At 60.8% G+C, this 24,301-nt stretch carries 19 protein-coding genes and 4 tRNA genes; 19 read left to right on the top strand and 4 right to left on the bottom strand.

Annotated elements, in window-relative coordinates:
* Positions 1–66 precede the first annotated feature (66 nt).
* Positions 67–1,263, bottom strand: a complete 1,197-nt coding sequence (locus AB5I78_RS19555) for an amino acid aminotransferase (RefSeq protein WP_369301099.1) — start codon at positions 1,261–1,263, stop codon at positions 67–69.
* A gap of 343 nt (positions 1,264–1,606) precedes the next feature.
* Here AB5I78_RS19555 and uvrB point away from each other — a divergent pair, with 343 nt between their 5' ends.
* The 6 genes from uvrB (at position 1,607) to AB5I78_RS19525 (ending at position 5,947) form a co-directional block, all read left to right on the top strand.
* Entirely contained in the window at positions 1,607–3,622 is a 2,016-nt protein-coding gene (gene uvrB / locus AB5I78_RS19550) for an excinuclease ABC subunit UvrB (RefSeq protein WP_369301098.1), read from the top strand.
* A gap of 186 nt (positions 3,623–3,808) precedes the next feature.
* The gene (gene gltX, locus AB5I78_RS19545; protein WP_053128828.1) at positions 3,809–5,290 is read left to right on the top strand and encodes a glutamate--tRNA ligase; all 1,482 of its coding nucleotides are present in this window, start codon (positions 3,809–3,811) and stop codon (positions 5,288–5,290) included.
* 147 nt (positions 5,291–5,437) lie between these two features.
* Positions 5,438–5,513 (top strand) — tRNA-Ala (locus AB5I78_RS19540).
* 77 nt (positions 5,514–5,590) lie between these two features.
* Positions 5,591–5,666 (top strand) — tRNA-Glu (locus AB5I78_RS19535).
* A 50-nt stretch (positions 5,667–5,716) separates the two neighbouring features.
* A tRNA-Ala gene (locus AB5I78_RS19530) sits at positions 5,717–5,792 on the top strand.
* A 79-nt stretch (positions 5,793–5,871) separates the two neighbouring features.
* Positions 5,872–5,947 (top strand) — tRNA-Glu (locus AB5I78_RS19525).
* A 90-nt stretch (positions 5,948–6,037) separates the two neighbouring features.
* Here the strand turns inward: AB5I78_RS19525 and AB5I78_RS19520 are convergent.
* Positions 6,038–6,403: a hypothetical protein gene (locus AB5I78_RS19520; protein WP_369301097.1), complete on the bottom strand. Its 366-nt coding sequence runs from the start codon at positions 6,401–6,403 to the stop codon at positions 6,038–6,040.
* A 268-nt stretch (positions 6,404–6,671) separates the two neighbouring features.
* Between AB5I78_RS19520 and AB5I78_RS19515 the strand changes: the two genes are divergently transcribed.
* From AB5I78_RS19515 to AB5I78_RS19485, 7 genes are all read left to right on the top strand, one after another.
* A complete protein-coding gene (locus AB5I78_RS19515; protein ID WP_083357717.1) occupies positions 6,672–7,211 on the top strand; it encodes a TetR/AcrR family transcriptional regulator in 540 nt (179 codons plus the stop codon).
* A 15-nt stretch (positions 7,212–7,226) separates the two neighbouring features.
* Positions 7,227–8,060, top strand: a complete 834-nt coding sequence (locus AB5I78_RS19510) for an alpha/beta hydrolase (protein WP_242195227.1) — start codon at positions 7,227–7,229, stop codon at positions 8,058–8,060.
* A 38-nt stretch (positions 8,061–8,098) separates the two neighbouring features.
* Complete coding sequence (locus AB5I78_RS19505; protein ID WP_106576673.1) at positions 8,099–8,533, top strand: thioesterase family protein; 435 nt, start codon at positions 8,099–8,101, stop codon at positions 8,531–8,533.
* A 55-nt stretch (positions 8,534–8,588) separates the two neighbouring features.
* Positions 8,589–9,548, top strand: coding sequence for a tRNA-dihydrouridine synthase (locus AB5I78_RS19500; RefSeq protein WP_145166116.1), 960 nt, complete (start codon positions 8,589–8,591; stop codon positions 9,546–9,548).
* A 364-nt stretch (positions 9,549–9,912) separates the two neighbouring features.
* The gene (locus AB5I78_RS19495; protein WP_369301095.1) at positions 9,913–10,908 is read left to right on the top strand and encodes a hypothetical protein; all 996 of its coding nucleotides are present in this window, start codon (positions 9,913–9,915) and stop codon (positions 10,906–10,908) included.
* Positions 10,909–10,997: 89 nt separating this feature from the next.
* Complete coding sequence (locus AB5I78_RS19490; protein WP_369301094.1) at positions 10,998–11,948, top strand: hypothetical protein; 951 nt, start codon at positions 10,998–11,000, stop codon at positions 11,946–11,948.
* A gap of 104 nt (positions 11,949–12,052) precedes the next feature.
* Positions 12,053–13,336: a hypothetical protein gene (locus AB5I78_RS19485; RefSeq protein WP_369301093.1), complete on the top strand. Its 1,284-nt coding sequence runs from the start codon at positions 12,053–12,055 to the stop codon at positions 13,334–13,336.
* Positions 13,337–13,339: 3 nt separating this feature from the next.
* On the opposite strand, the gene AB5I78_RS19480 is transcribed toward AB5I78_RS19485, so the two are convergent.
* Positions 13,340–16,618, bottom strand: coding sequence for an EAL domain-containing protein (locus tag AB5I78_RS19480; RefSeq protein WP_369301091.1), 3,279 nt, complete (start codon positions 16,616–16,618; stop codon positions 13,340–13,342).
* A gap of 65 nt (positions 16,619–16,683) precedes the next feature.
* Positions 16,684–17,574, bottom strand: coding sequence for a LysR family transcriptional regulator (locus AB5I78_RS19475; RefSeq protein ID WP_106576678.1), 891 nt, complete (start codon positions 17,572–17,574; stop codon positions 16,684–16,686).
* Positions 17,575–17,721: 147 nt separating this feature from the next.
* Between AB5I78_RS19475 and leuC the strand changes: the two genes are divergently transcribed.
* The 6 genes from leuC to AB5I78_RS19445 all read left to right on the top strand — a co-directional run bounded on the left by leuC (position 17,722) and on the right by AB5I78_RS19445 (position 24,251).
* Positions 17,722–19,140 (top strand): 3-isopropylmalate dehydratase large subunit, encoded by a 1,419-nt coding sequence (gene leuC / locus AB5I78_RS19470; RefSeq protein ID WP_369301441.1) that lies wholly within the window; start codon positions 17,722–17,724, stop codon positions 19,138–19,140.
* A 10-nt stretch (positions 19,141–19,150) separates the two neighbouring features.
* The gene (gene leuD / locus AB5I78_RS19465) at positions 19,151–19,795 is read left to right on the top strand and encodes a 3-isopropylmalate dehydratase small subunit (protein WP_094953214.1); all 645 of its coding nucleotides are present in this window, start codon (positions 19,151–19,153) and stop codon (positions 19,793–19,795) included.
* Between the two features lie 129 nt (positions 19,796–19,924).
* Positions 19,925–20,689: a class I SAM-dependent methyltransferase gene (locus tag AB5I78_RS19460; RefSeq protein WP_369301084.1), complete on the top strand. Its 765-nt coding sequence runs from the start codon at positions 19,925–19,927 to the stop codon at positions 20,687–20,689.
* A 52-nt stretch (positions 20,690–20,741) separates the two neighbouring features.
* Positions 20,742–21,824 carry a 3-isopropylmalate dehydrogenase gene (gene leuB, locus AB5I78_RS19455; protein ID WP_021491199.1) on the top strand — a complete coding sequence of 361 codons (1,083 nt, stop codon included), beginning with the start codon at positions 20,742–20,744 and terminating at the stop codon, positions 21,822–21,824.
* A gap of 64 nt (positions 21,825–21,888) precedes the next feature.
* Positions 21,889–23,001, top strand: coding sequence for an aspartate-semialdehyde dehydrogenase (gene asd / locus AB5I78_RS19450; RefSeq protein ID WP_058412147.1), 1,113 nt, complete (start codon positions 21,889–21,891; stop codon positions 22,999–23,001).
* Between the two features lie 239 nt (positions 23,002–23,240).
* Complete coding sequence (locus AB5I78_RS19445; RefSeq protein ID WP_369301083.1) at positions 23,241–24,251, top strand: aspartate-semialdehyde dehydrogenase; 1,011 nt, start codon at positions 23,241–23,243, stop codon at positions 24,249–24,251.
* Positions 24,252–24,301 lie beyond the last annotated feature (50 nt).

Here is a 24,301-nt window from a genome sequence, read left to right as displayed (position 1 = left end):
AGGCGCCTGGCTACAAAAAAGGGGAAGCCATTGAATGGCTTCCCCTTTGTCGCAACCGTTGCAGGTTTACAACACCTGAACAATCGCCTGGGTCACTGCACCAATGTTCGACTGGTTCAGCGCCGCTACGCAGATGCGGCCAGTGTCGAGCGCGTAGATACCAAACTCGGTGCGCAGGCGGGTGACTTGCTCCACGGTCAGGCCGGAGTAGGAGAACATCCCACGCTGGCGGCCGACGAAGCTGAAGTCGTGACCCGGGGCAGCCTTGGCCAGTTCAGCCACCATCTGCTCACGCATGCCGCGGATGCGCAGGCGCATTTCGGCCAGTTCCGCTTCCCACTGGGCGCGCAGCTCAGGGTTGTTCAGCACCGCCGCCACAATCGCCGCGCCGTGGGTCGGCGGGTTGGAGTAGTTGGTGCGGATCACGCGTTTGACCTGGGACAGGATGCGCGCGCTTTCTTCCTTGGATTCGCTGACGATCGACAGCGCACCCACGCGTTCGCCGTACAGCGAGAACGATTTGGAGAACGAGCTGGACACAAAGAAGGTCAGGCCCGACTCAGCGAACAGGCGCACGGCGGCGGCATCTTCGTGGATGCCATCGCCAAAGCCCTGGTAGGCCATGTCGAGGAACGGCACGAGGTTTTTCGCCTTGATCACGTCCAGCACGTTTTGCCAGTCGGCCGGGCTCAGGTCGACGCCGGTCGGGTTGTGGCAGCAGGCGTGCAGCACCACGATGGACTGTGGCGGCAGGGCGTTGAGGTCTTCGAGCAGGCCGGCGCGGTTGACGTCGTGGGTGGCGGCGTCGTAGTAGCGGTAGGTTTGCACCGGGAAGCCGGCTTTTTCGAACAGCGCCTGGTGGTTTTCCCAGCTAGGGTCGCTGATGGCAACCACGGCGTTGGGCAGCAGTTGCTTGAGGAAGTCTGCGCCGATCTTCAGCGCGCCAGTGCCGCCGACGGCTTGCGCGGTGATCACACGGCCAGCGCTCAGCAGGGGCGAGTCGGCGCCGAACAGCAGCTTTTGCACGGCCTGGTCGTAGGCAGCGATACCGTCGATCGGCAAGTAGCCACGGGCGGCGTGTTGCGCCACGCGAATGGCTTCCGCTTCGGCAACGGCACGCAAGAGTGGAATCTTCCCCTCCTCGTTGCAGTAAACGCCCACGCCAAGGTTGACCTTGGTGGTTCGTGTGTCGGCGTTGAATGCTTCGTTGAGGCCCAGGATTGGATCGCGTGGTGCCATTTCGACAGCGGAGAACAGGCTCATTTTTGCGGCAGCTCTATGGGGGAATGGAGGGACGTGTCGCGCTCCAGCCGAATGCACTAGAGCGGTGCACAAACGGGGAGCTAGTATAGAGGCCATCCAGGCTCAGGGCGACAACCGAAACGGCTTTTCGGCCAAGTTTTTCGGTTTATTTGCCGACCGTTAGTCTTATTGCAATAAGGGGCGGCGACAGCAGGTAGGACGATTGCCTTGAAACCCGTCACATTTGCCTCCACTTCTACAGCTATCATGGTTTTTTCCTGCAACCTGCGTTGACTATTCGCGGGTTGCTGAGCTTTTTCGTCCCTGGCGGTTTCGAGTCTGGGGTGACTTCACGAGGTACGTTATGTCGGATTTCCAGCTCGTCACCCGCTTTGAACCCGCCGGCGATCAACCCGAAGCCATTCGCCTGATGGTTGAAGGCATTGAAGCCGGCCTGGCGCACCAGACGCTGCTTGGGGTGACCGGTTCAGGCAAGACCTTCAGCATTGCCAATGTGATTGCGCAGACCAATCGCCCGACCCTGGTGCTGGCGCCGAACAAAACCCTGGCCGCCCAGCTGTATGGCGAGTTCAAGGCGTTTTTCCCGAACAACGCGGTGGAGTACTTCGTTTCCTATTACGACTACTACCAGCCCGAAGCCTACGTGCCATCCTCTGACACCTTCATCGAGAAGGACGCGTCGATCAACGACCACATCGAGCAGATGCGGTTGTCGGCGACCAAGGCGCTGCTGGAACGCAAGGACGCGATCATCGTCACCACGGTGTCGTGCATCTACGGCCTGGGCAGCCCCGAAACCTATTTGAAGATGGTGCTGCACGTCGATCGCGGCGACAAACTCGACCAGCGCGAGCTGCTGCGGCGCCTGACGAGCTTGCAGTACACCCGCAATGACATGGATTTCGCCCGCGCCACCTTCCGTGTGCGCGGCGATGTGATCGATATCTACCCGGCCGAATCCGACCTGGAAGCGATTCGCATCGAGCTGTTCGACGATGAAGTCGAAAGCCTGTCGGCCTTTGACCCGTTGACCGGTGAGGTGATACGCAAGCTGCCGCGCTTCACCTTCTACCCGAAAAGCCACTACGTAACGCCGCGCGAAACGCTGATGGGCGCGATCGAGGGCATTAAGGCCGAGCTGGTCGAGCGCCTGGACTACCTGCGCGCCAACAACAAGCTGGTGGAAGCCCAGCGCCTGGAGCAGCGCACGCGGTTCGACCTGGAAATGATCCTGGAGCTGGGTTACTGCAACGGCATCGAAAACTACTCGCGCTACCTCTCGGGTCGCGAATCCGGGCAGGCGCCGCCCACCTTGTTCGATTACTTGCCGGACGACGCCTTGCTGGTGATCGACGAATCCCACGTCAGCGTGCCGCAGGTGGGGGCGATGTACAAAGGTGACCGTTCGCGTAAGGAAACCTTGGTGGAATACGGTTTCCGCCTGCCATCGGCGCTGGATAACCGGCCGATGCGTTTCGACGAGTTTGAAAGCATCAGCCCGCAGACGATTTTCGTCTCGGCCACACCGGGTAACTACGAAGCCGAACATGCGGGCCGCGTGATTGAGCAACTGGTGCGTCCGACGGGCCTTGTCGATCCGCAAATCGAAATCCGCCCGGCGCTGACCCAGGTCGATGACTTGCTGTCGGAAATCACCAAACGTGTGGCCCTGGAAGAGCGGGTGCTGGTCACCACGCTGACCAAGCGCATGTCCGAAGACTTGACCGATTACCTGGCCGACCACGGCGTGCGCGTGCGCTATTTGCACTCGGACATCGACACCGTGGAGCGCGTCGAGATTATCCGCGACCTGCGCCTGGGCACCTTTGATGTGCTGGTGGGCATCAACCTGTTGCGTGAAGGGTTGGACATGCCGGAGGTGTCGCTGGTGGCGATTCTGGACGCCGACAAGGAAGGCTTCCTGCGCTCCGAGCGCTCGCTGATCCAGACCATCGGCCGGGCGGCGCGTAACCTCAATGGCCGGGCGATTCTGTATGCGGACCGTATCACCGGCTCCATGGAGCGCGCGATTGGCGAGACCGAACGCCGCCGTGACAAGCAGATCGCCTTCAACCTGGAGAATGGCATCATCCCCAAAGGCGTGTTCAAGGACGTCGCCGACATCATGGAAGGCGCCACTGTGCCGGGCTCGCGCAGCAAGAAGCGCAAAGGCATGGCCAAGGCCGCTGAAGAAAACGCCAAGTACGAGAACGAATTGCGCTCGCCGAGTGAGATCACCAAGCGTATCCGGCAGTTGGAAGAGAAGATGTACCAGCTGGCGCGCGACCTTGAGTTTGAAGCGGCGGCGCAGATGCGCGATGAGATCGGCAAGTTGCGCGAGCGGTTGTTGGCTGTTTGATTTGCGGTGAATGAGCGGGCCTCATCGGGGGCAAGCCCCCTCCCACATTTGACGGCGTTCACACGCCAAAGTGTGGGAGGGGTCTTGCCCCCGATGGCCGCGCCTCGGTTTTCCAGAAATCCCCCAGGCTGTTACCATTCGCCCCTTGTTTCAATTTTCAGTTATATCGCCCATTCGAGACTTGCCATGACCACCGTCCGCACGCGCATTGCGCCATCGCCTACTGGGGATCCCCACGTCGGCACTGCTTACATCGCCCTGTTCAACTACTGCTTTGCCAAGCAGCACGGCGGTGAATTCATCCTGCGGATCGAAGACACCGATCAACTGCGTTCGACCCGTGAGTCGGAACAGCAGATCTTCGATGCCTTGCGCTGGCTGGGCATCACCTGGGCCGAAGGCCCGGACGTCGGTGGCCCGCACGGCCCGTATCGCCAGAGCGAGCGCAGCGACATCTACAAACAGTACACCCAGCAATTGGTCGACATGGGCCACGCGTTCCCGTGCTTCTGCACCGCCGAAGAACTCGACCAGATGCGTGCCGAGCAACAGGCCCGTGGCGAAACCCCGCGTTACGACGGCCGTGCGCTGCTTCTATCCAAAGAAGAAGTAGCCCAGCGCCTGGCTGCCGGTGAACCTCACGTGATTCGCATGAAAGTGCCGAGCGAAGGCGTGTGCGTGGTGCCGGACATGCTGCGCGGTGACGTCGAGATTCCGTGGGACCGCATGGACATGCAGGTGCTGATGAAGACCGACGGCCTGCCGACGTACTTCCTGGCCAACGTGGTCGACGACCACCTGATGGGCATCACCCACGTGCTGCGCGGCGAAGAATGGCTGCCGTCGGCGCCCAAACTGATCCTGCTCTACGAATACTTCGGCTGGGAACAGCCGCAGTTGTGCTACATGCCGCTGCTGCGTAACCCGGACAAGAGCAAGCTCTCCAAGCGCAAGAACCCAACCTCAGTGACGTTCTACGAGCGCATGGGCTTCATGCCCGAAGCGATGCTCAACTACCTGGGCCGCATGGGCTGGTCGATGCCGGACGAGCGTGAGAAGTTCTCGCTGCAGGAAATGGTCGATAACTTCGACTTGTCGCGCGTATCCCTGGGCGGGCCGATTTTCGATATCGAGAAGCTGTCGTGGCTCAACGGCCAGTGGCTGCGCGACCTGCCGGTGGAAGAATTCGCCAGCCGTGTGCAGCAATGGGCGTTGAACCCCGAGTACATGATGAAGATCGCGCCGTTGGTGCAGGGCAGGGTGGAGACGTTCAGCCAGGTGGCTCCGTTGGCCAGCTTCTTCTTTGCCGGTGGCGTGAACCCGGATGCCAAGCTGTTTGAGTCCAAGAAGCTCTCGGGTGATCAGGTTCGCCAACTGATGCAGTTGATCCTGTGGAAGCTCGAAAGCCTGCGTCAGTGGGAGAAGGATGCAATCACCGCGACGATTCAGGCGGTGGTCGAGTCCCTTGAGCTGAAACTGCGCGATGCCATGCCACTGATGTTTGCCGCGATTACCGGGCAGGCCAGTTCGGTGTCGGTACTGGATGCGATGGAAATCCTCGGCCCGGACCTGACGCGTTTCCGTCTGCGCCAAGCCCTTGATTTGCTTGGTGGTGTGTCGAAGAAAGAAAACAAAGAGTGGGAAAAGCTGCTGGGCGCTATCGCTTAAGTCGGCTGTTGTAACGACGAAACCCCGGTTTTCCGGGGTTTCGTCGGTAAGTGATTGTTATCCCGGCAAAAAATTTTGGAAATAGTTGAAAATAAATTTGACACGTTTCCAAACCGCCATTAAGATTCGCCCCGTCCTCACCGATGAGGGGCTATAGCTCAGCTGGGAGAGCGCTTGCATGGCATGCAAGAGGTCAACGGTTCGATCCCGTTTAGCTCCACCAATTTACAGATCAAGGTCTGGCCACACCGTCCTTGAATTGATCAGTTCTCAGCGCTGATCAGATGTACAGAAGGTTTTGTCCCCTTCGTCTAGTGGCCTAGGACACCGCCCTTTCACGGCGGTAACAGGGGTTCGAGTCCCCTAGGGGACGCCAGTTTCAACAAGCAGCTCGAAAGGTCTGCTGCGCCGCGAGGCGAAAAATCCGGGGCTATAGCTCAGCTGGGAGAGCGCTTGCATGGCATGCAAGAGGTCAACGGTTCGATCCCGTTTAGCTCCACCAATTTACAGGTTCAAGGTCTGGCCACACCGTCCTTGAATCGATCGGCTCTCAGCGCTGGTCAGTTGTATAGAAGGTTTGTGTCCCCTTCGTCTAGTGGCCTAGGACACCGCCCTTTCACGGCGGTAACAGGGGTTCGAGTCCCCTAGGGGACGCCACGATTACCCGCTCTGCGGGATTTTTAAGGGTCATTCAATTATTGAATGGCCCTTTTGTTTGTCTGGCGTTTGGGTTTTTCCCGCGGCCGTTTACGGCATCCTGCGTACCCCATTGGCGGTGCGCAGGGATTCGTTGATGCGCGCCAGCTCCTTTTGCCGATCAACCTGCGGACCTCTGTTCTGGGCGTCCCCCAGTGCGACGTTGCACATTTCGACGCGAATGCCGGGCAAGCGTGAAATCGCAAGCCGTGTGTTTGGAAAGCGCAGCAGGATGTCCTCCATGAACTGCCTGAACAGCACGCAGCATTGCCGGCACGGTGAGTTGTTGAGGCTCACCACGATCTCCTGATACCCCGCATCGAACACACAGTCATTGACGCGCAGGGCCTCCAGAAAGTTGGCCTCGGCATGCCCGTCGGCGTCGTTGAAGAATTTGCCGAACGGCTGGTTGCCCACGCCTTCGCCTTCAACCTTTGAAGTTGGCGGTGTATTCGTTGGCGAACACGTAGGGGCGGCTTCTGCGGCGACCCACGCACAGTTCTGGTTTTACTGCCGCCAGGCCATGACGTTCTCTGCGATGTGCAGTTTATTGCATTGAGAAGGCCTGGGGCGGGCGGTTTATTCCTTTGATGTGATCTGTGCTGCTCGGACGAGCGGTCACGCGGGTGGCTTGCGAAATATTATTATGGTAATAATATTCAACCCATGAGAGACGGAGGCAACGATGAGCGATAAAAAAGCGCAAACCCGCGAACGCATTTTGCAGGCTGCCAGCGCGGCGTTGATCCAGCGCGGCCCGGCCGAACCGAGTGTCGGCGAAGTCATGGGCGCGGCGGGGCTTACGGTCGGCGGCTTCTACGCGCACTTTGAAAGCAAGGACGCGTTGATGCTGGAGGCCTTCACCCAGTTGCTCGCCCGGCGGCGCGCGTCGATTGACGACATGGACGCGCAACTCACCGGTGAGGAGCGCAGAGGCCTGGTGGCGGCGTTTTATCTGTCGCGCAAGCACCGTGACTCCACGGACCAGGCCTGCCCAATACCCGCCACCGTGGGCGAGATGAGCCGCTTGCCGGATGAGTTTCGCCAGGCGCTCAACGAGCATACGGAGCTGATGGCCGCGCAATTGGCTGCCAGCCCGGAGGACACCGACAAAGCCCTGGCGGATATGGCCTTGATGATTGGCGGCCTGGCCTTGGCCCGCGCGCTCGGGCCGGGCGAGTTGTCGGACCGCGTGTTGCGCGCGGCCAAATCGGCGGTGCGCTGAAAAAGGAGTCGCCTGATGGGCGCATTAACCTGGATTCGAGGCTTCAATGGCACCGTCGGCCGTGTGGCGCCGCACCTGGTGGCCAGCAAGTTGCGTCGTACCTTCATGACGCCACGCAACCTGCCGCCGCGCGACTGGGAGTTGCCGCTGCTGGCGCAATCGGAGCGCATCACCTTGCGTTTCGGCCTGTCGGCGTTGCGTTGGGGCCAGGGCCCCGCCGTGTTGCTGATGCACGGCTGGGAAGGGCGCCCCACGCAGTTCGCCAGCCTTATCACGGCGTTGGTGGATGACGGCTATTCGGTGATTGCCCTCGACGGTCCGGCCCACGGCCGTTCACCGGGGCGCGAGGCGCATGTGCTGCTGTTCGCCCGCGCCATGCTCGAAGCTGCCGCCGAGTTGCCGCCGTTGCACGCGGTGGTGGGGCATTCCATGGGCGGTGCCAGCGCGATGCTGGCGGTGCAGCTGGGCCTGCGTACCGAGGCGCTGGTGAGCATTGCGGCGCCTTCGCGCTTTCTCGACGTGCTGCGCGGTTTCGCCGGTATGGTCGGGTTGCCGCCACGGGCGCGCTCGGCGTTTATCCAGGAAGTTGAATTGACCTTCGGCATGCCGCTCAAACACCTGGACGTGGCTCACTACCAGCTCAATATCCCCGGTTTGATCGTGCACGCCGAAGACGACACCTTTGTCCCGGTCAAAGCCTCACAAGCCATTCACGAGGCCTGGTTCGACAGCCGCCTGTTGCGCCTGGAACAAGGCGGGCACCAGAAAGTGCTGGCCGATCCACGGGTGATCGAGGGTGTGCTTGCCCTGTTGGCCGGCCGTCGTCTACAGGCGCGGCAAACGGCCTGATACACTGCCCCGCCGACATCAATCGACTGGAGCAAGGCATGGGCTGGGACTTGGCAACGCCATTCATCATCGATCTGCAGGTTGGCGCTGAAGACATCGACGGCCTCGGGCACGCCAACAATGCGGTGTACGTGTCGTGGCTGGAGCGTTGCGCCTGGCGCCATTCCCAGCGCCTGGGGCTGGACCTTACCGAGTACCGCCGGCTCGACCGCGCCATGGCCGTGGTGCGCCATGAGATCGACTACCTGGCGGCCGGCTACGAAGGTGATGAGCTGCAGCTGGCGACCTGGATCGTCGACTGGGACCAGCGCCTGAAGATGACCCGCCGTTTCCAGCTGGTCCGTCCTCGCGACGGCGCGACCTTGCTGCGCGCGCATACCACGTTTGTCTGCATCGAACTCTCCACGGGCAAGCCCAAGCGTATGCCGGCCGAATTTCTCGACGGCTACGGTCCTGCGCTGACAGGGGGTTAACGTTTCTTGCAGGAAACCCAGTAAACTGCGCCACGATTTTTGTTGAGTGTTTTCCATGCAAATTGCTTTGGCGCCCATGGAGGGGTTGGTCGACAACATCCTGCGCGATGTGCTGACCCGCGTGGGCGGTATTGACTGGTGCGTGACCGAGTTCATCCGCGTCAACGACCGCCTGCTGACCCCCGCCTATTTCCACAAGCTCGCCCCGGAACTGCTGCACGGTGCCCACACCGCGGCGGGCGTGCCGTTGCGTGTGCAATTGCTGGGTTCCGACCCGGTGTGCCTGGCCGAAAACGCCGCGCTGGCGTGCGAGCTGGGTTCCCAGGTGATTGACCTGAACTTCGGCTGCCCGGCCAAGACGGTCAACAAGTCGCGCGGCGGCGCCGTGCTGCTCAAGGAGCCGGAGCTGCTCAATCAGATTGTTGAACATGTGCGCCGTGCCGTGCCCGCGCATATCCCCGTGACCGCCAAGATGCGCCTTGGCTTCGACAGCCCGGACGGTGCGCTGGTGTGCGCTACGGCGCTGGCTGAAGGCGGCGCGGCGCATATCGTGGTGCATGCGCGTACCAAGACCGACGGCTACAAGCCGCCGGCCCACTGGGAGTGGATCCCGCGGGTGCAGGACGTGGTCAAGGTGCCGGTGTTCGCCAATGGGGATATCTGGAGCGTCGAAGACTGGAAGCGTTGCCGTGAAATCAGCGGCGTTGAAGACATCATGCTTGGTCGCGGCCTGGTGGCACGGCCTGACTTGGCGCGCCAAATTGTGGCAGCCAAGGCGGGCGAAGAGGTGGTGGAAATGACCTGGGCGCAGATGCAGCCGATGCTTCAGGCGTTCTGGACCCAATCAGTGGCGCAACTGACTGAAAAGCAGGCGCCTGGCCGGTTGAAGCAATGGCTGGCGATGCTGACGCGCAATTATCCCGAAGCAGTGGTGCTGTTTACCGCCTTGCGGCGCGAGACGGATTTGAAGCACGTCAGCCACCTGCTGGGCATGCAGCACCCCATTGCAGCCTGATGGTTCACGTTCACTAAAAAAGGGTGCCATTGGCGCCCTTTTTTCGTTTGTGGGCTAGCACAAAAGATTGACGAACAGGCGGTTTAATCTTGTCGGTGAGTTGCATGCCTGCAGTGTATTAACGGGTGTGACGATTTTTTAGCGCCAAGAGCGGCTTGCCTCGCGGTTTGTCGCGATAGTTCATGCGGCAAAGTCTGATAACGCGCATTGGTTTCCTTATATGAGCTGCGATTGGCGGAACTCGATAGCCTAACTTTCCACGAAAGTAAGGACTGTGAAGCAACGTGGTTGTTTTCAGCTATTAACACTCTCACTTCTCTGGTCCGCTGATACGGCCAGGCTCTGTTGAATAAGGAATTGCTAAATGTCGCTGTCGGTTAATAATCCATCGTTCATGAAAGTTAACGCGTCTGTCCTTGATCGAAACAGTATTTCATCCGCTAAGTTTGCTGAAACGACAGAGGTGCAGGTTTCCGGTGCGCGTGTTGCCAATACGCCGCTTAACACTGATAACGCCCGGTTCTCGCCCAACGAACTGATGATTCCGGGTGCTGCGCTCACGCGGTTATTTGACATGCTCGAGCAGGTTTTCAAGGCTATACGCGAAATGGTCGCCGGAAAGGATTTAACGCCCGCGCTGCTGTCCGGCCCGGGCGTTGTGCCAGACGCCAAGCCTGAGGCGCGCACGGTGCCGGTCAATTCCGAGGTCGCCAAGCAGCCGAGTTCGCCGGATGTGGGCAACTTGCCGGCGAAACCGCAGGTGTCGGAGCCGCAAGCGAAGCTGCAGCTGATGGACGCTGCGGTGGTAGTGCCTGCTGCACTCAAGGCGCCAGCTGCGCTGCCACATCTGCCCGCGCCCGAGCCGGCGATTACCGTGACGAATGACGGTAAGACCAACGTACACGTCAATGTGAACGCCGGTCATTGCCATTGCACGGATGCGCAGGCGGTTGTGAACAACGTCCCACGACTGAAGCGTGTGCTGGATCTGTCGCCATTGCCTGAAACCGGCCCGCAACCGGGGATCAAGCCGGGTGTAACACCGGACGTGAAGGCTGATATCACGCCAGAACACACCCCTGAGGTACCCGGCACCGTCACGCCTGAGGTCGAGTCGGATACCAAGCCTGGCGTGCCGCCTGCGCCAAAGACCGAGATCAAGCCAGACCACACACATGCGGTGCCAGGCATCGTCACGCCGGTGGTTACGCCGGAGCCAACGCCCTCCGTGGTGCCGGACATCGCTCCAAAGCCCTTGCCTGATACGCCGGTTCCAGACTTAACCAGCCCAGGCCCGGTTGAAGATTATTTTGATCCAAGAAACTGGCGGTTAAATACCAAGCCAATGTTCAAGGCCTGATAGTCCCACACTTGGTTTAACTTCTTGAAGCGTGCAGGCGCCTCTTTGGCTATAAGTTGCGAAGAGGTGCCTGCTCAATGGGGGGGAATATGTCTAACTGTTTAATTAATAATATTGCGCGTGTCATCGATGTCCGGCAGGTGATCAATAGTGATTTAACAAGTGCCAATCATGCAGCGGATGTTCACTTGAACGTGATTGAAAGAAAGACTGCTGCGACTGTTTGTCGGCCATCTATCAACGGTTCAGCGCGTCGGGTGCGCGGCGTTAATGAACGTGATGCGGTGCAGTCGTTTGCGGTGCTGTTGAGTTCTTTATTGACTCAGATATTGAGGGCGTTGTCGGCCACCAAAGATAAGTTAGTCCCCGTTATACCCACGCCACCGGTCAATCCGTCGGTAGTGCACGAGCCGGTCACTCCCAGGCCCAATTCCGAAGCCGCGCTCCCGTGCCTTTCAAACAAGCGCGGCGGTGCGAAGCCGGACAACATCTGGAGTGGGTTTCGCCAAGGCCCCGATGGCAACTGCGTGACGGTGTCGGCGATCAAGGCGGCGATGCACCGATTTGGTCAAAGCCCCACGGATATCTACCAACAAGTCACGCGCCTCAGCGGCGGTTATCGAGTGGTGATGCGCGATGATTTTCAGCTCACGCTGACTGACCGTGAATTGGCCGAAGGTGCGCGAGGCGCCAGGTTCAGAGGGCAGGACAAGGGCATGCTCAAGGATGCGCAATTTCTGTTTGCGGTCAGTGCCAAGCGCGCACAGATGGAAAACAACGATTACACGGCGGGCAGAAGTTATCAGGCTGCGATTCGCAGCCTGAACAACGGTGAGGATGAGCGTGGGCCGGGGGAGGGGTTCATGCGGCTGGGGCTGCGCAAGCACATGAAAACGGTCTCTGTGCGGGAACTCGCCCGTGGGCAATTGGGCATGTGCAATCGCACCGGGCATTCGGTGGCGGTGATCAACGGCCGCGAAGAGTTGTGGGGGCGCAGGGGTGCCACGCCTGCCCGCGGTCAGGCGATAGCCCTTTTCTAGGGGGCGACCACAGGTGATGCGGGCGGCTCAACCCGTCGCAACGCCGCCTCGCCCCGATTGTGTTTTGCAGGTTATTGCTTCGGTAAGTCTCAGGAAATCAGTGAATGAATATCACAGCAAGTAATGGCCCAGGCTCGCCGGCCAACGGGTACGACGACGCGGCTTCGGTGTTTTCGTCAAAACGTGCGGGGGAAAAACCTGCGCATATCATCCGTGCATTCAATGCGGCGCGGGGGGAGTTTGGCGAGCACTTTGACACCAGCACCCACGCAGCCGTCATCAAACTGATGATGACAACCTTCGGGCAGCACCCGGCTGGCATGTTCAATGCGCTGACTGCCACGGGCGATGGCTATCACATCACCATGAAGGACGAGTTCAAGGTTCAGTTGTCTCGCCAGGAGTTGGCGCAGGCGACGCAGGCTTCGAGGTTCAGTGGCGACGATAGCGGGGCAGTCAAGGATGCCAACTTTGTGTTCGCGGCGTTCGTAAAGCGCAAGCAACTGACCGGCAATTACCCGACGTTTGAAGCCGCGCTGGCAAAAACGCTGGAGGGCGAAACCGTCCTGCGGTGTTTGCAGGGCATGGGCCTGTTCGGCCTGTGCCAGTACGTGCGGTCAAGTGCCATGCAGGCAAAGGGTGCGGTAGGGGTCATGGAGACTCACAACTTTGGCTCGGCGCTGGTGATGGACGGCGTAAGCCATTATTACGACGAGCGGCGCCAGACCAGGCAGGGTTACGGGTACGTGTTGTTCGACGACAAGCCGGCGGTACCCGACAACGCTCGGCAGGTGTCCGATGTCGTGTCCGGCATGACGCCCGAACAGATCTGGGGTGGTTTTTATCAGGGCGTGGAAGGCAATTGCGTCACGGTGTCGGCGATCAAGGCGGCGATCATCCGGTTCTGGCAGGACCCCCAGGGAATCTATAAGCGCATCCAAGTCACCGCCGACGGTTTTGAGGTGGTCATGAGGGACTCCTTCACGCTGACGGTGACCCATGATGAGCTGCGCCAGGCCATCGTCGCGTCAAACTTCCACGGCAGCAATACGCAGTTGATCAACTACGCCAACTTCTTGTACGCGGTCAGTGCCAAGCGCGCGCACCTGGAAAATAACGACATGCGCGCCGGGCAGAGTTATGCAACGGCCCTGCACACCCTCAACGACGGCGAGCACCCGGGGGAGGCGCTTCGGCGGCTTGGGTTGTACGCCTATATACGTGAAAGCACGGTTGAAGAACTGGCCCGCGGCGCGGTCGGCACGCTGGCGGACACCGGCCACTCGGTCGCGGTCATCAATGGCGCGCTGGATTTCTATGGGCGAAAGCAGGACCTGGCGTCATCGCGATGGATGAACGGCGGGTTTCGCGCATTGAAGCTGGTGTAAGGGTCACACCAATAGCTTCCTGAACGCCTCGATGGGCAGAGGCCGGCTGTGTAAATACCCCTGGAACAAATGGCAGCCCAGCTTTTGCAGGAATGCCAGTTGTTCCGGGGTTTCCACGCCCTCGGCGATCACTTCCAGGTTCAAGCTGCGCGCCATGGCGACGATGGCGCGGATGATTTCGGCATCGTTGGGGTCGTGGGTGGCGTCGCGCACAAAGGACTGATCGATCTTCAACGCATCCACCGGCAGGCGCTTGAGGTAGGTCAGCGACGAATAGCCGGTGCCGAAGTCATCCATGGCAAAACTTACGCCGAGTTTTTTCAGGCGGCGCATCTTGGCCACGGTGTCATCCAGGTTCTGAATCACGATGCCTTCGGTGATTTCCAGTTTCAGCAGGCTATACGGCAGGTGATGCTGCTTGAGGCAGCGCTCCACCCGCTCCACGAAGTCGTTCTGGCGAAACTGGCGCGGGCTTATATTCACGCACAGGCTGAAATTCAACGGGTCCACCAGGCCATCGGCGATCAATTGGGCTAAGGCGCCGCAGGCTTCATCAAGAATCCAGGTGCCGACTTCCAGGATCAGGCCGCTGTCTTCCAGCACTTTGATAAATTCGGTGGGTGACTGCGCTCCCAGTTGCGGGTGCTGCCAGCGCACCAGTGCTTCGGCACCGATGATGCGGTTGCCGCGCGCATCCACTTGAGGCTGGTAATGCACGCTGAACTCACCGCGTGACAGCGCCAGACGCAGGTCGGTCTCCATGCGCAGGCGTTCACTGGCGGTTTTCTGCATGCTGTTATGAAACATCTGCGTGGTGTTGCGTCCTGAATCCTTGGCCCGATACAGCGCAATGTCGGCACGCTTGAGCAGGTCTGCGGGTGTCGAGCCGTGGTCGGGGATCAGCGCCACGCCAATGCTCGGCGTGACCTGCAGGCGATGGCCGTCGAGGAACATCGGTTCCGAGAGCAATTCGCGCAGGGTGTCCGCCAGTTCCTGTACCTGAGCGCTGACTTCCACGCGTGTACCTTCCAGGCCGCTGAGCAGCACCACGAACTCATCGCCGCCCAGGCGCGCCACCGTATCTTCCATGCGCACGCTGGCTTCGAGGCGTGCGGTGACGATTTTCAGCACGGTGTCGCCGACCGGGTGGCCGAGGGAATCGTTGATGTGCTTGAAATGATCGAGGTCGAGAAACAGCAGGGCGCCCCGCAGGTTATGGCGTTTGAGCAGGGCGATCTGCTGGCTCAGGCGGTCCATCAGCAACGCACGATTGGGCAGGTTGGTCAGCGGGTCGTGATAGGCCAGGTGACGGATCTGCGCCTGGGCGTTTTTCAGCAGGCTCACGTCCCGCGCCGTCAGCAGCAGGCACGGCGTTTCATTGAGGGTGATCGGTTCGACCGATACCTCCACGGCCAACAATTCGCCACGTTTGTTGTGCCAAAGCATTTCCAGGTGATGAATTCGGCCCTTGATCTGCAGTTCGGCCAGCAGCGCCGCACGCTGATTCTCATCAGCCCAGATGCCGATCTGATACAGCGTCAGGCCGATGGCTTCCTCGGCGCGGTAGCCGGTGAGGCGACAGAAGCCGTCATTGACCTCCACATAACGGCCGGTGTCACGTTCGGTGATGGAGATGGCGTCGGGGCTTGAATGGAAGGCCTTGGCGAATTTTTCTTCGCTGGCTTTAAGGGCGGCCTCGGAGCGTTGTTGCTGGGTGATATCGCGCAGGGTCGTGACGATGCAGGGTTGGTCGCCGACCTTGATCAGGCGGCTGGAAATCACGCAGGTCAGGCTTTGACCATTTTTGTGATGCACCCCAATGGCGACATTGTTTAATGACTGCTCGCGAATCACCCGCTCGATACGTTGCAGGCGCTTGCTCGAGTCATCCCACAGCCCGATCTGGTCGGCGCTTTTGTCGAGTACCTCGGCGGCGGTCCAGCCAAAGGTCTGCGTAAACGCGGGGTTGATTTCGATAAAGGCGCCGCTGTCCAGGTAGGTCACGCAGATCGGGTCGGGGCTGGCCTGGAACAGGCTGGCGAACTTTTCTTCGGAGGCGGTGATGCGCTGCTCGCGTTCCACCTGGTCGGTGATATCCAGCAAGGTGCCGGCCATGCGCAACGGTTTTCCCGATTCGTCGCGATACAGCCGCGCGCGGCTTTCCAGGTAACGAGCGCTGCCGTCCTCCATCTGTACGCGGTAGGTCAACTGGTAGTTGCCGCCCGGGCCTTCGCGCAGGCTGCGATAGGCGTTGCGCATGCCCTCGCGCTCTTCATCAGACATGCCTTCAAAAAAAGCATCGAAAGGTTCGTGAAACGGCAACGCCTCCAGGCCGTGCAGTTGCGCCGCGCGGGCCGAGCCATAGAGCATGCCGCTGGGGATATGCCAGTCCCAGGTGCCCAGCTGTGCCGAATCCAGGGCCAGGTCGAGGCGCTCCTGGCTGTCCTTGAGCGCCTGCTCGGCGTTTTTGCGTTCGGTGGTGTCGACAAACGTGCTGATCAGGTAGGCCTCACCCTCCAGCTCGACTTTTTGTGCGCTCAAGGTGCCGTCGTGGATCTGGCCATTGCTGGCGCAGAACTGCACTTCCATGCTGATGGGTTCGCCCTTGCGTTGGGTGGCCCTGACCAGCAGGGCGCGCTGTTGCGGGTCACGCCACAGGCCCAGGTCCAGCGTGGTGCGGCCGATGGCCTGGGCCACGGGCCAGCCGAAGAGCATCTCGAAATACTGGTTGGCTTCGCTGATCAGGCCGTCGGCCTGGCGGGTCAGCAGGACCATATTGGGGCACAGATGAAACAGCGTGGCGAAGCGTTTTTCCGAGTGGATAAGGGCGTGCTCGCGCTCGCGCTGGCGAGTGGTTTCGCGGATCACGCCGATCATGCGGCGCCGGCCGGTCTTGTCCGGTGCCAGGCTGCCGTTGATTTCCAGCCAGTGATGGCTGCCATCCGGCCACTGGATGTGGTGGTGCATGGCCTGCTCAAACGGCTCGCCCGCCAGCACGGCGTGAAAGGCCCGCACCACGCGCGCGCGGTCCGACGGCGCGAGCAGATCCAGGTAATCCAGGTCTTTGGGCAGCGGCTGGCGCGGATCGTAGCCGAACAGCGCCTGGGTGCCGCGTGACCAGCTGATCCTGCCCGTGTCGATTTCCCAGCACCACGCGCCCAGGCGGGCAGCATTGAGGGCTGCCAGCAACTGCGGGGCGCTGTCCCAGCTTCGTTCCGCCTCTTGAGGGTCCAGGGCGTAAATGCGGGGCAGGGGTGGCACGGAATCGACGGGGTTGCGCATTATCAAAGGGCCTTGGCTCAATGGGCGTTCGGCGCGGTTTATTCAGACCTTGAGGCCGCACAGCTTCATGCCGGTGTCCCTGGCAGATCGACCTGTGCATCCAATAGGCTCATGAAAGCCCGCGCAGCGTTCGACAGCGTCCTTTCGGTGTGCACGATATAGCCTAGCTGGCGACTGAGCTGTATGCCCGGCAAAGCGATACTTGCCACCTGTTCATCAAGCATGGTGCGCGGCAACACGCTCCAGGCCAGGCCGATGGACACCATCATCTTGATGGTTTCCAGGTAGTTGGTGCTCATGGCGATATTCGGCGTCAGGCCCTGGGCTTCGAACAAGCGGCTGACAATATGGTGGGTAAAGGTGTTGCCACCGGGGAAGACCGCCGGGTGTTTGGCGATATCGGCCAGGTTGACCGTGCCATTGGCGGTCAGGCTGTGCTCGGGCGCCACCACGAAATCCAGCGGGTCGTCCCACACCGGTGTGGCGCGTACCAGGTTGTGCGGATCGGGCGCCAGGGTAATAACGGCCACTTCAGCGCGGCCATGGAGGATTTCCTCGTAGGCCACTTCCGAATCGAGGAACTGAATATCCAGCGCCACATTCGGGTACTCGCGGGTAAAGGTGCGCAAAATCGGTGGCAGGCGGTGCAGGCCGATGTGGTGGCTGGTGGCCAACGTCAGGCGGCCGCTGACTTCGCCGGTCAGGTTGGTGAGCGCGCGGCGGGTGTCGTCCAGCACATTGAGAATCTGATAAGCACGTGGCAGCAGGGCACGCCCGGCCTCGGTCAGGCCGACTTCACGGCCCAGGCGGTCGAATAAACGTACCTTTAATTGTTGTTCCAGCCCGGCGATGCGCTTGCTGATGGCCGGTTGGGTCAGGTGCAGGCGTTCACCGGCGCCGGAGAAGCTGCCGGTCTCGGCGATGGCAATAAAGGCATTAAGGTTGGCCAAGTCCATTGAGGTATTCCAGTTGGTAATCCAAAGCATAAAAAATATGAATTTGAGTTATTTAATGTAGCGCCATACCATCAGCCTCACAAGCCAAAGGGTTATTGAATGTCTCAAGGCCCGGGGCATAGAAAGACCGATGATGAGGACCGACTGATGGCCGGCAAAACGCTTTACGACAAGCTTTGGGATTCCCATGAAGTGAAACGGCGCGACGATGGCTCGTCGCTGATCTATATCGACCGTCACATCATCCATGAAGTGACCTCGCCCCAAGCGTTCGAAGGCCTGCGGCTGGCCGGGCGCAAGCCTTGGCGCGTCGACTCGATCATCGCCACCCCGGACCACAACGTACCGACCACCCCGGAGCGCAAGGGCGGCATCGAGGCCATTGCCGACCAGGTGTCGCGTTTGCAGGTGCAAACCCTCGACGACTATTGCGATGAATATGGCATCACCGAATTCAAGATGAATGACGTGCGTCAGGGCATCGTGCACGTGATCGGCCCGGAGCAGGGCGCCACCTTGCCAGGCATGACCGTGGTTTGCGGTGACTCCCACACCTCCACCCACGGCGCGTTCGGCGCTCTGGCCCATGGCATCGGCACCTCCGAGGTGGAACATGTGTTCGCCACCCAGTGCCTGGTCGCCAAAAAGATGAAGAACATGCTGGTTAAAGTCGAAGGCACCTTGCCGTTCGGCGTGACCGCCAAGGACATCGTGCTCGCGGTGATTGGCAAGATCGGCACCGCCGGCGGCAACGGCCATGCCATCGAGTTCGCCGGCAGCGCGATTCGCGACCTGTCCATCGAAGGCCGCATGACCATCTGCAACATGTCTATCGAAGCCGGTGCCCGTGTCGGCATGGTCGCGGCGGACGAAAAAACCGTTGAATACGTCAGAGGCCGCCCCTTCGCCCCGCAAGGCGCCGATTGGGACGCAGCGGTCGAAGCCTGGAAAGACCTGGTCTCCGACGCCGATGCGGTGTTTGACACCGTGGTTGAGCTCGACGCCGCCCAGATCAAGCCGCAAGTCAGCTGGGGCACCTCGCCGGAAATGGTCCTGGCCGTTGACCAGAACGTGCCGGACCCGGCCAAGGAAACCGACCTGGTCAAGCGTGGTTCCATCGAGCGCGCCTTGAAGTACATGGGCCTGAAAGCCAACCAGGCGATTACCGACATCCAGTTGGACCGCGTGTTTATCGGTTCTTGCACCAACTCGCGGATCGAAGACCTGCGCGCCGCGGCGGTGATCGCCAAAGGCCGCAAAGTGGCCTCGACCATCAAGCAAGCCATCGTGGTGCCAGGTTCGGGCCTGGTCAAAGCGCAAGCCGAAGCCGAGGGCCTGGACAAGATCTTCCTTGAGGCCGGTTTTGAATGGCGCGAGCCGGGCTGCTCCATGTGCCTGGCGATGAATCCGGACCGTTTGGAGTCGGGCGAGCATTGCGCGTCCACGTCCAACCGTAACTTCGAAGGGCGTCAGGGCGCCGGTGGGCGTACCCACCTGGTCAGCCCGGCCATGGCCGCCGCCGCTGCCGTCAACGGTCGTTTCATCGACGTTCGCGAATTGATCTGAGGAATACCCGATGAGAGCTTTTACCCAACACACCGGTCTTGTCGCGCCATTGGACCGTGCCAACGTCGACACCGACCAGATCATTCCCAAGCAGTTCTTGAAATCGATCAAGCGCACCGGCTTTGGCCCGAACCTGTTCGATGAGTGGCGCTACCTGGACGTGGGCTACGCCTACCAGGACAACTCCAAGCGCCCGTTGAACAAGGATTTTGTGCTCAACGCCGAGCGTTACCAAGGCGCCAGCGTATTGCTGGCCCGCGAGAACTTCGGTTGCGGCTCCAGCCGTGAACACGCGCCGTGGGCCCTGGAAGAATATGGCTTTCGCAGCATCATCGCGCCGAGCTACGCCGACATCTTCTTCAACAACAGCTTCAAGAACGGCTTGCTGCCGATCATCTTGAGCGACGCCGAAGTGGACGAGCTGTTCAAGCAGGTCGAAGCCGATGTCGGCTACCAACTGACCGTTGACCTGGCCGCGCAGACCGTGACCCGTCCGGACGGCAAGGTCTATCACTTTGAAGTCGATGCGTTCCGTAAGCACTGCCTGATCAATGGCCTGGACGATATCGGCCTGACCTTGCAGGACGGCGATGCGATTGCCGCGTTTGAAACCAAGCACCGGGCGAGCCAGCCCTGGTTGTTTCGCGATGCCTGATTTGCGGTAACCGTGCGGGCCCCATCGCGGGCAAGCCCGACTCCCACCTTGGAATGCATTCCAGCGGTGGGAGCTGGCTTGCCTGCGATAGCGCCCGTACAACCACCCCAAAACCCAAGGAAAGCCACCATGACCAGCACCGCCCACACCCAAGTCGTGCAAAAACAATTCGGCGAACAGGCCTCGGCCTACCTGAGCAGTGCCGTGCACGCTCAAGGCAGCGAATTCGCACTGCTGCAGGCCGAACTGGCCGGGCAGGGCGCCGCACGACTGCTGGACCTGGGTTGCGGTGCCGGGCATGTGAGTTTCCACGTTGCGCCGCTGGTTAAAGACGTGGTGGCCTACGACCTGTCCCAGCAAATGCTCGACGTGGTGGCAGCCGCCGCAAAAGAGCGAGGCCTGAACAACATCCGCACCGTGCACGGCGCCGCCGAGCGCCTGCCATTTGCCGATGGCGAGTTCGACTTCGTGTTCAGCCGTTACTCGGCCCACCACTGGAGCGACCTTGGCCTAGCCTTTCGCGAGGTGCGTCGGGTGCTCAAGCCTGGCGGCATCGCGGCATTTGTCGATGTCTTGTCACCGGGCAGCCCGCTGTTGGACACTTACCTGCAAACCGTCGAAGTGCTGCGCGATACCAGTCACGTGCGCGATTACTCCGCCGCCGAATGGATGCGCCAGCTCAGCGAAGCCGGCTTGCACGTCCGCAACAGCAGCCGTCAGCGCCTGCGCCTGGAATACACCTCGTGGGTGGAGCGCATGCGTACGCCCGAGGTATTGCGCGCCGCGATCCTCGAGTTGCAGCAGGCGATGGGCCAGGAAGTGCGTGATTACTACGAGATTCAAGCCGACGGCACCTTCAGCACCGACGTGCTGGTGGTGTTTGCCGAACGCTGATTAATTTTCCCGACCTGCCCACGGGCGGGTCGCTTGATGAAACGAGGAACGCATGAGCAAGCAGATTCTGATTCTTCCTGGCGACGGTATTGGTCCGGAAATCATGGCCGAAGCGGTCAAAGTCCTGGAGTTGGCCAACAGCAAGTACAGCCTGGGCTTCGAATTGAGCCACGACGTGATCGGCGGCGCCGCCATCGACAAGCACGGCGTGCCCCTGGCTGACGAAACCCTGGACCGCGCCCGTGCTGCCGACGCCGTACTGCTCGGCGCCGTGGGCGGCCCGAAGTGGGACAAAATCGAACGTGATATCCGCCCGGAGCGCGGCCTGCTGAAGATTCGCGCGCAACTGGGCCTGTTCGGCAACCTGCGTCCGGCGATTCTGTACCCGCAGCTGGCCGATGCGTCGAGCCTCAAGCCGGAAGTGGTGGCGGGCCTGGACATCCTGATCGTGCGCGAGCTGACCGGCGGTATCTACTTCGGCTCGCCACGCGGTGTGCGTGAGTTGGAAAATGGCGAGCGTCAGGCCTACGACACGCTGCCGTACAGCGAGAGCGAGATCCGCCGTATCGCCCGTGTCGGTTTCGACATGGCCCGCGTGCGCGGCAAGAAGGTCTGCTCGGTGGATAAAGCCAACGTACTGGCCTCCAGCCAACTGTGGCGCGAAATCGTCGAAGAAGTGGCCAAGGACTACCCGGACGTCGAACTCAGCCACATGTACGTCGACAACGCCGCCATGCAGCTGGTGCGTGCACCCAAGCAGTTCGACGTGATCGTCACCGACAACTTGTTCGGCGACATCCTGTCCGACCAGGCGTCGATGCTCACCGGTTCCATCGGCATGCTGCCGTCGGCGTCCCTGGACACCAACAATAAAGGCATGTACGAGCCGTGCCACGGTTCGGCGCCGGACATTGCAGGCCAAGGCATTGCCAACCCGTTGGCGACCATCTTGTCGGTGTCGATGATGCTGCGTTACAGCTTCAACCTGAGCGAAGCGGCGGATGCGATCGAGAAGGCTGTGAGCCTGGTGCTGGACCAGGGTTTGCGCACCGGCGACATCTGGTCGCAGGGTTGCACCAAAGTTGGGACGCAAGAAATGGGCGACGCAGTAGTCGCCGCGCTGCGGAATCTGTAATCTCTCGGGCCCGCTTGCAGTTGTTGCTGCAAGGCGGCCCACTTTTTAACAAGGTGTAGTTGCGATGAAACGTGTAGGTCTGATCGGTTGGCGCGGTATGGTCGGTTCCGTGCTCATGCAGCGGATGCTGGAAGAGCAGGATTTCGATCTTATTGAGCCGGTGTTTTTCACCACGTCGAACGTGGGTGGCCAAGGGCCGTCCGTGGGCAAGGATATTGCTCCGCTCAAAGACGCCTACAGCATTGAAGAGCTCAAAACCCTCGACGTGATTTTGACCTGCCAGGGTGGCGACTACACCAGCGAAGTCTTCCCCAAGCTGCGCGAAGCCGGCTGGCAGGGTTACTGGATCGACGCCGCCTCGAGCCTGCGCATGCAGGACGACGCCGTGATCATCCTCGACCCGGTGAACCGCAAGGTGATTGACCAGCAGCTGGACGCTGGCACCAAGAACTACGTGGGCGGCAACTGCACCGTCAGCCTGATGCTGATGGGCCTGGGCGGCTTGTTCGAAGCTGGCCTGGTCGAGTGGATGAGCGCCATGACCTATCAGGCGGCTTCCGGCGCCGGTGCGCAGAACATGCGCGAGCTGATCAAGCAAATGGGTGCCACCCACGCGGCCGTTGCCGATCAACTGGCCGACCCTGCCAGCGCGATCCTCGACATCGACCGCCGTGTGGCCGAAGCCATGCGCAGCGATGCCTACCCGACCGAAAACTTCGGTGTGCCATTGGCCGGTAGCCTGATCCCGTGGATCGACAAGGAACTGCCGAACGGCCAGAGCCGCGAAGAGTGGAAGGCCCAGGCTGAGACCAACAAGATCCTCGGTCGCTTCAAGAACCCGATTCCGGTGGACGGCATCTGCGTGCGCATCGGCGCCATGCGCTGCCACAGCCAGGCGCTGACCATCAAGCTGAACAAAGACGTGCCGATCGCCGATATCGAAGGGCTGATCAGCCAGCACAACCCATGGGTCAAGCTGGTGCCGAACAACCGCGACATCAGCATGCAGGAGCTGAGCCCAACCAAGGTCACCGGCACCCTGAATGTACCGGTTGGCCGTCTGCGCAAGCTGAACATGGGGACTCAGTACCTGGGCGCGTTCACCGTCGGCGACCAACTGCTGTGGGGCGCGGCTGAACCGCTGCGTCGCATGCTGCGGATTTTGCTGGAGCGTTGATCGCTGCTGGTGAGTGAGAAACCCGCGTTCTGGTGACAGGCGCGGGTTTTTTATTGCTCTTGAGGGCCTCATCGCAGGCAAGCCAGCTCCCACATTTGACTGTGTTCACAAATCAAAATGTGGGAGCCGGGCTTGCCCGCGATGGGGCCATCAGCCTCACCCCAGGGCCCAGCCCAATTGCCTCACTCCCCACCACCCGGTAAAGTGCCGCTCCCCCCGCAACGCCCGAGGCAGCCACCATGACCCAGACCTTTGAAATCGCCGTGATCGGTGCAACCGGCACCGTGGGTGAAACCCTGGTGCAGATTCTCGAAGAGCTGGATTTTCCGGTAGGCACCCTGTATCTGCTGGCGGGCAGCAACTCGGCCGGCGCCTCGGTGCCGTTTCGCGGCAAAAACGTGCGGGTCAAGGAAGTTGATGAGTTCGACTTCAAAAAAGCCCAGCTGGCCTTCTTCGCGGCAGGCCCGGCGGTGACCCTGAGTTTCGCGCCACGCGCCACGGCGGCCGGTTGCTCGGTGATCGACCTCTCCGGCGCCTTGCCGGCCGACCAGGCACCTCAGGTCGTGCCGGAAGCCAACGCGCATATTCTCAAGGGCCTGAAAAAGCCCTTCCAGCTCGGCAGCCCGAGTCCGTCGGCCACCAACCTGGCGGTGGTTCTGGCGCCGTTGCGCGGCGTGCTGGATATCCAGCGCGTCAGCGTCACTGCCAACCTGGCCGTTTCGGCCCAGGGCCGCGAGGCCGTCAGCGAGCTGGCCCGGCAGACCGCCGAGCTGCTGAACGTGCGCCCGCTGGAGCCGAAGTTCTTTGATCGGCAGATGGCCTTCAACCTGCTGGCGCAAGTCGGCACGCCTGACGCCCAAGGTCATACAGCCCTGGAGAAACGCCTCGTACACGAACTGCGCGCCGTGCTGGAAACGCCTCTGCTAAAGATTTCCGCAACCTGCGTTCAAGCCCCGGTGTTTTTTGGCGATAGCCTGACAGTGTCATTGCAGTTGGGCGCGCCGGTCGACCTGGCCGCTGTCAACCGTGCACTGGAGGCAGCGCCGGGGATCGAGCTGGTGGAAGAGGGCGACTACCCTACGGCCGTTGGGGATGCGGTCGGCCAGGATGTGGTCTACGTTGGACGAGTGCGTGCGGGCGTTGACGACCCGGCGGAACTAAATCTGTGGTTGACGTCAGATAACGTACGCAAGGGCGCGGCGTTGAACGCCGTGCAGCTGGCGCAGTTGTTGATAAAAGGCCTTGTGTAAAAGATACTTGGCGGCAATTTGTAGATTGATTCTAGCCAGGCGCTATGCTT

Origin of the sequence: Pseudomonas sp. N2-3-1-14, from assembly GCF_041228395.1 — a bacterium.
In the GTDB taxonomy this organism is placed as follows: domain Bacteria; phylum Pseudomonadota; class Gammaproteobacteria; order Pseudomonadales; family Pseudomonadaceae; genus Aquipseudomonas.
The sequence above is the reverse complement of the archived record's forward strand: the minus strand, read 5'-3'. Positions and strand labels throughout refer to the sequence as shown.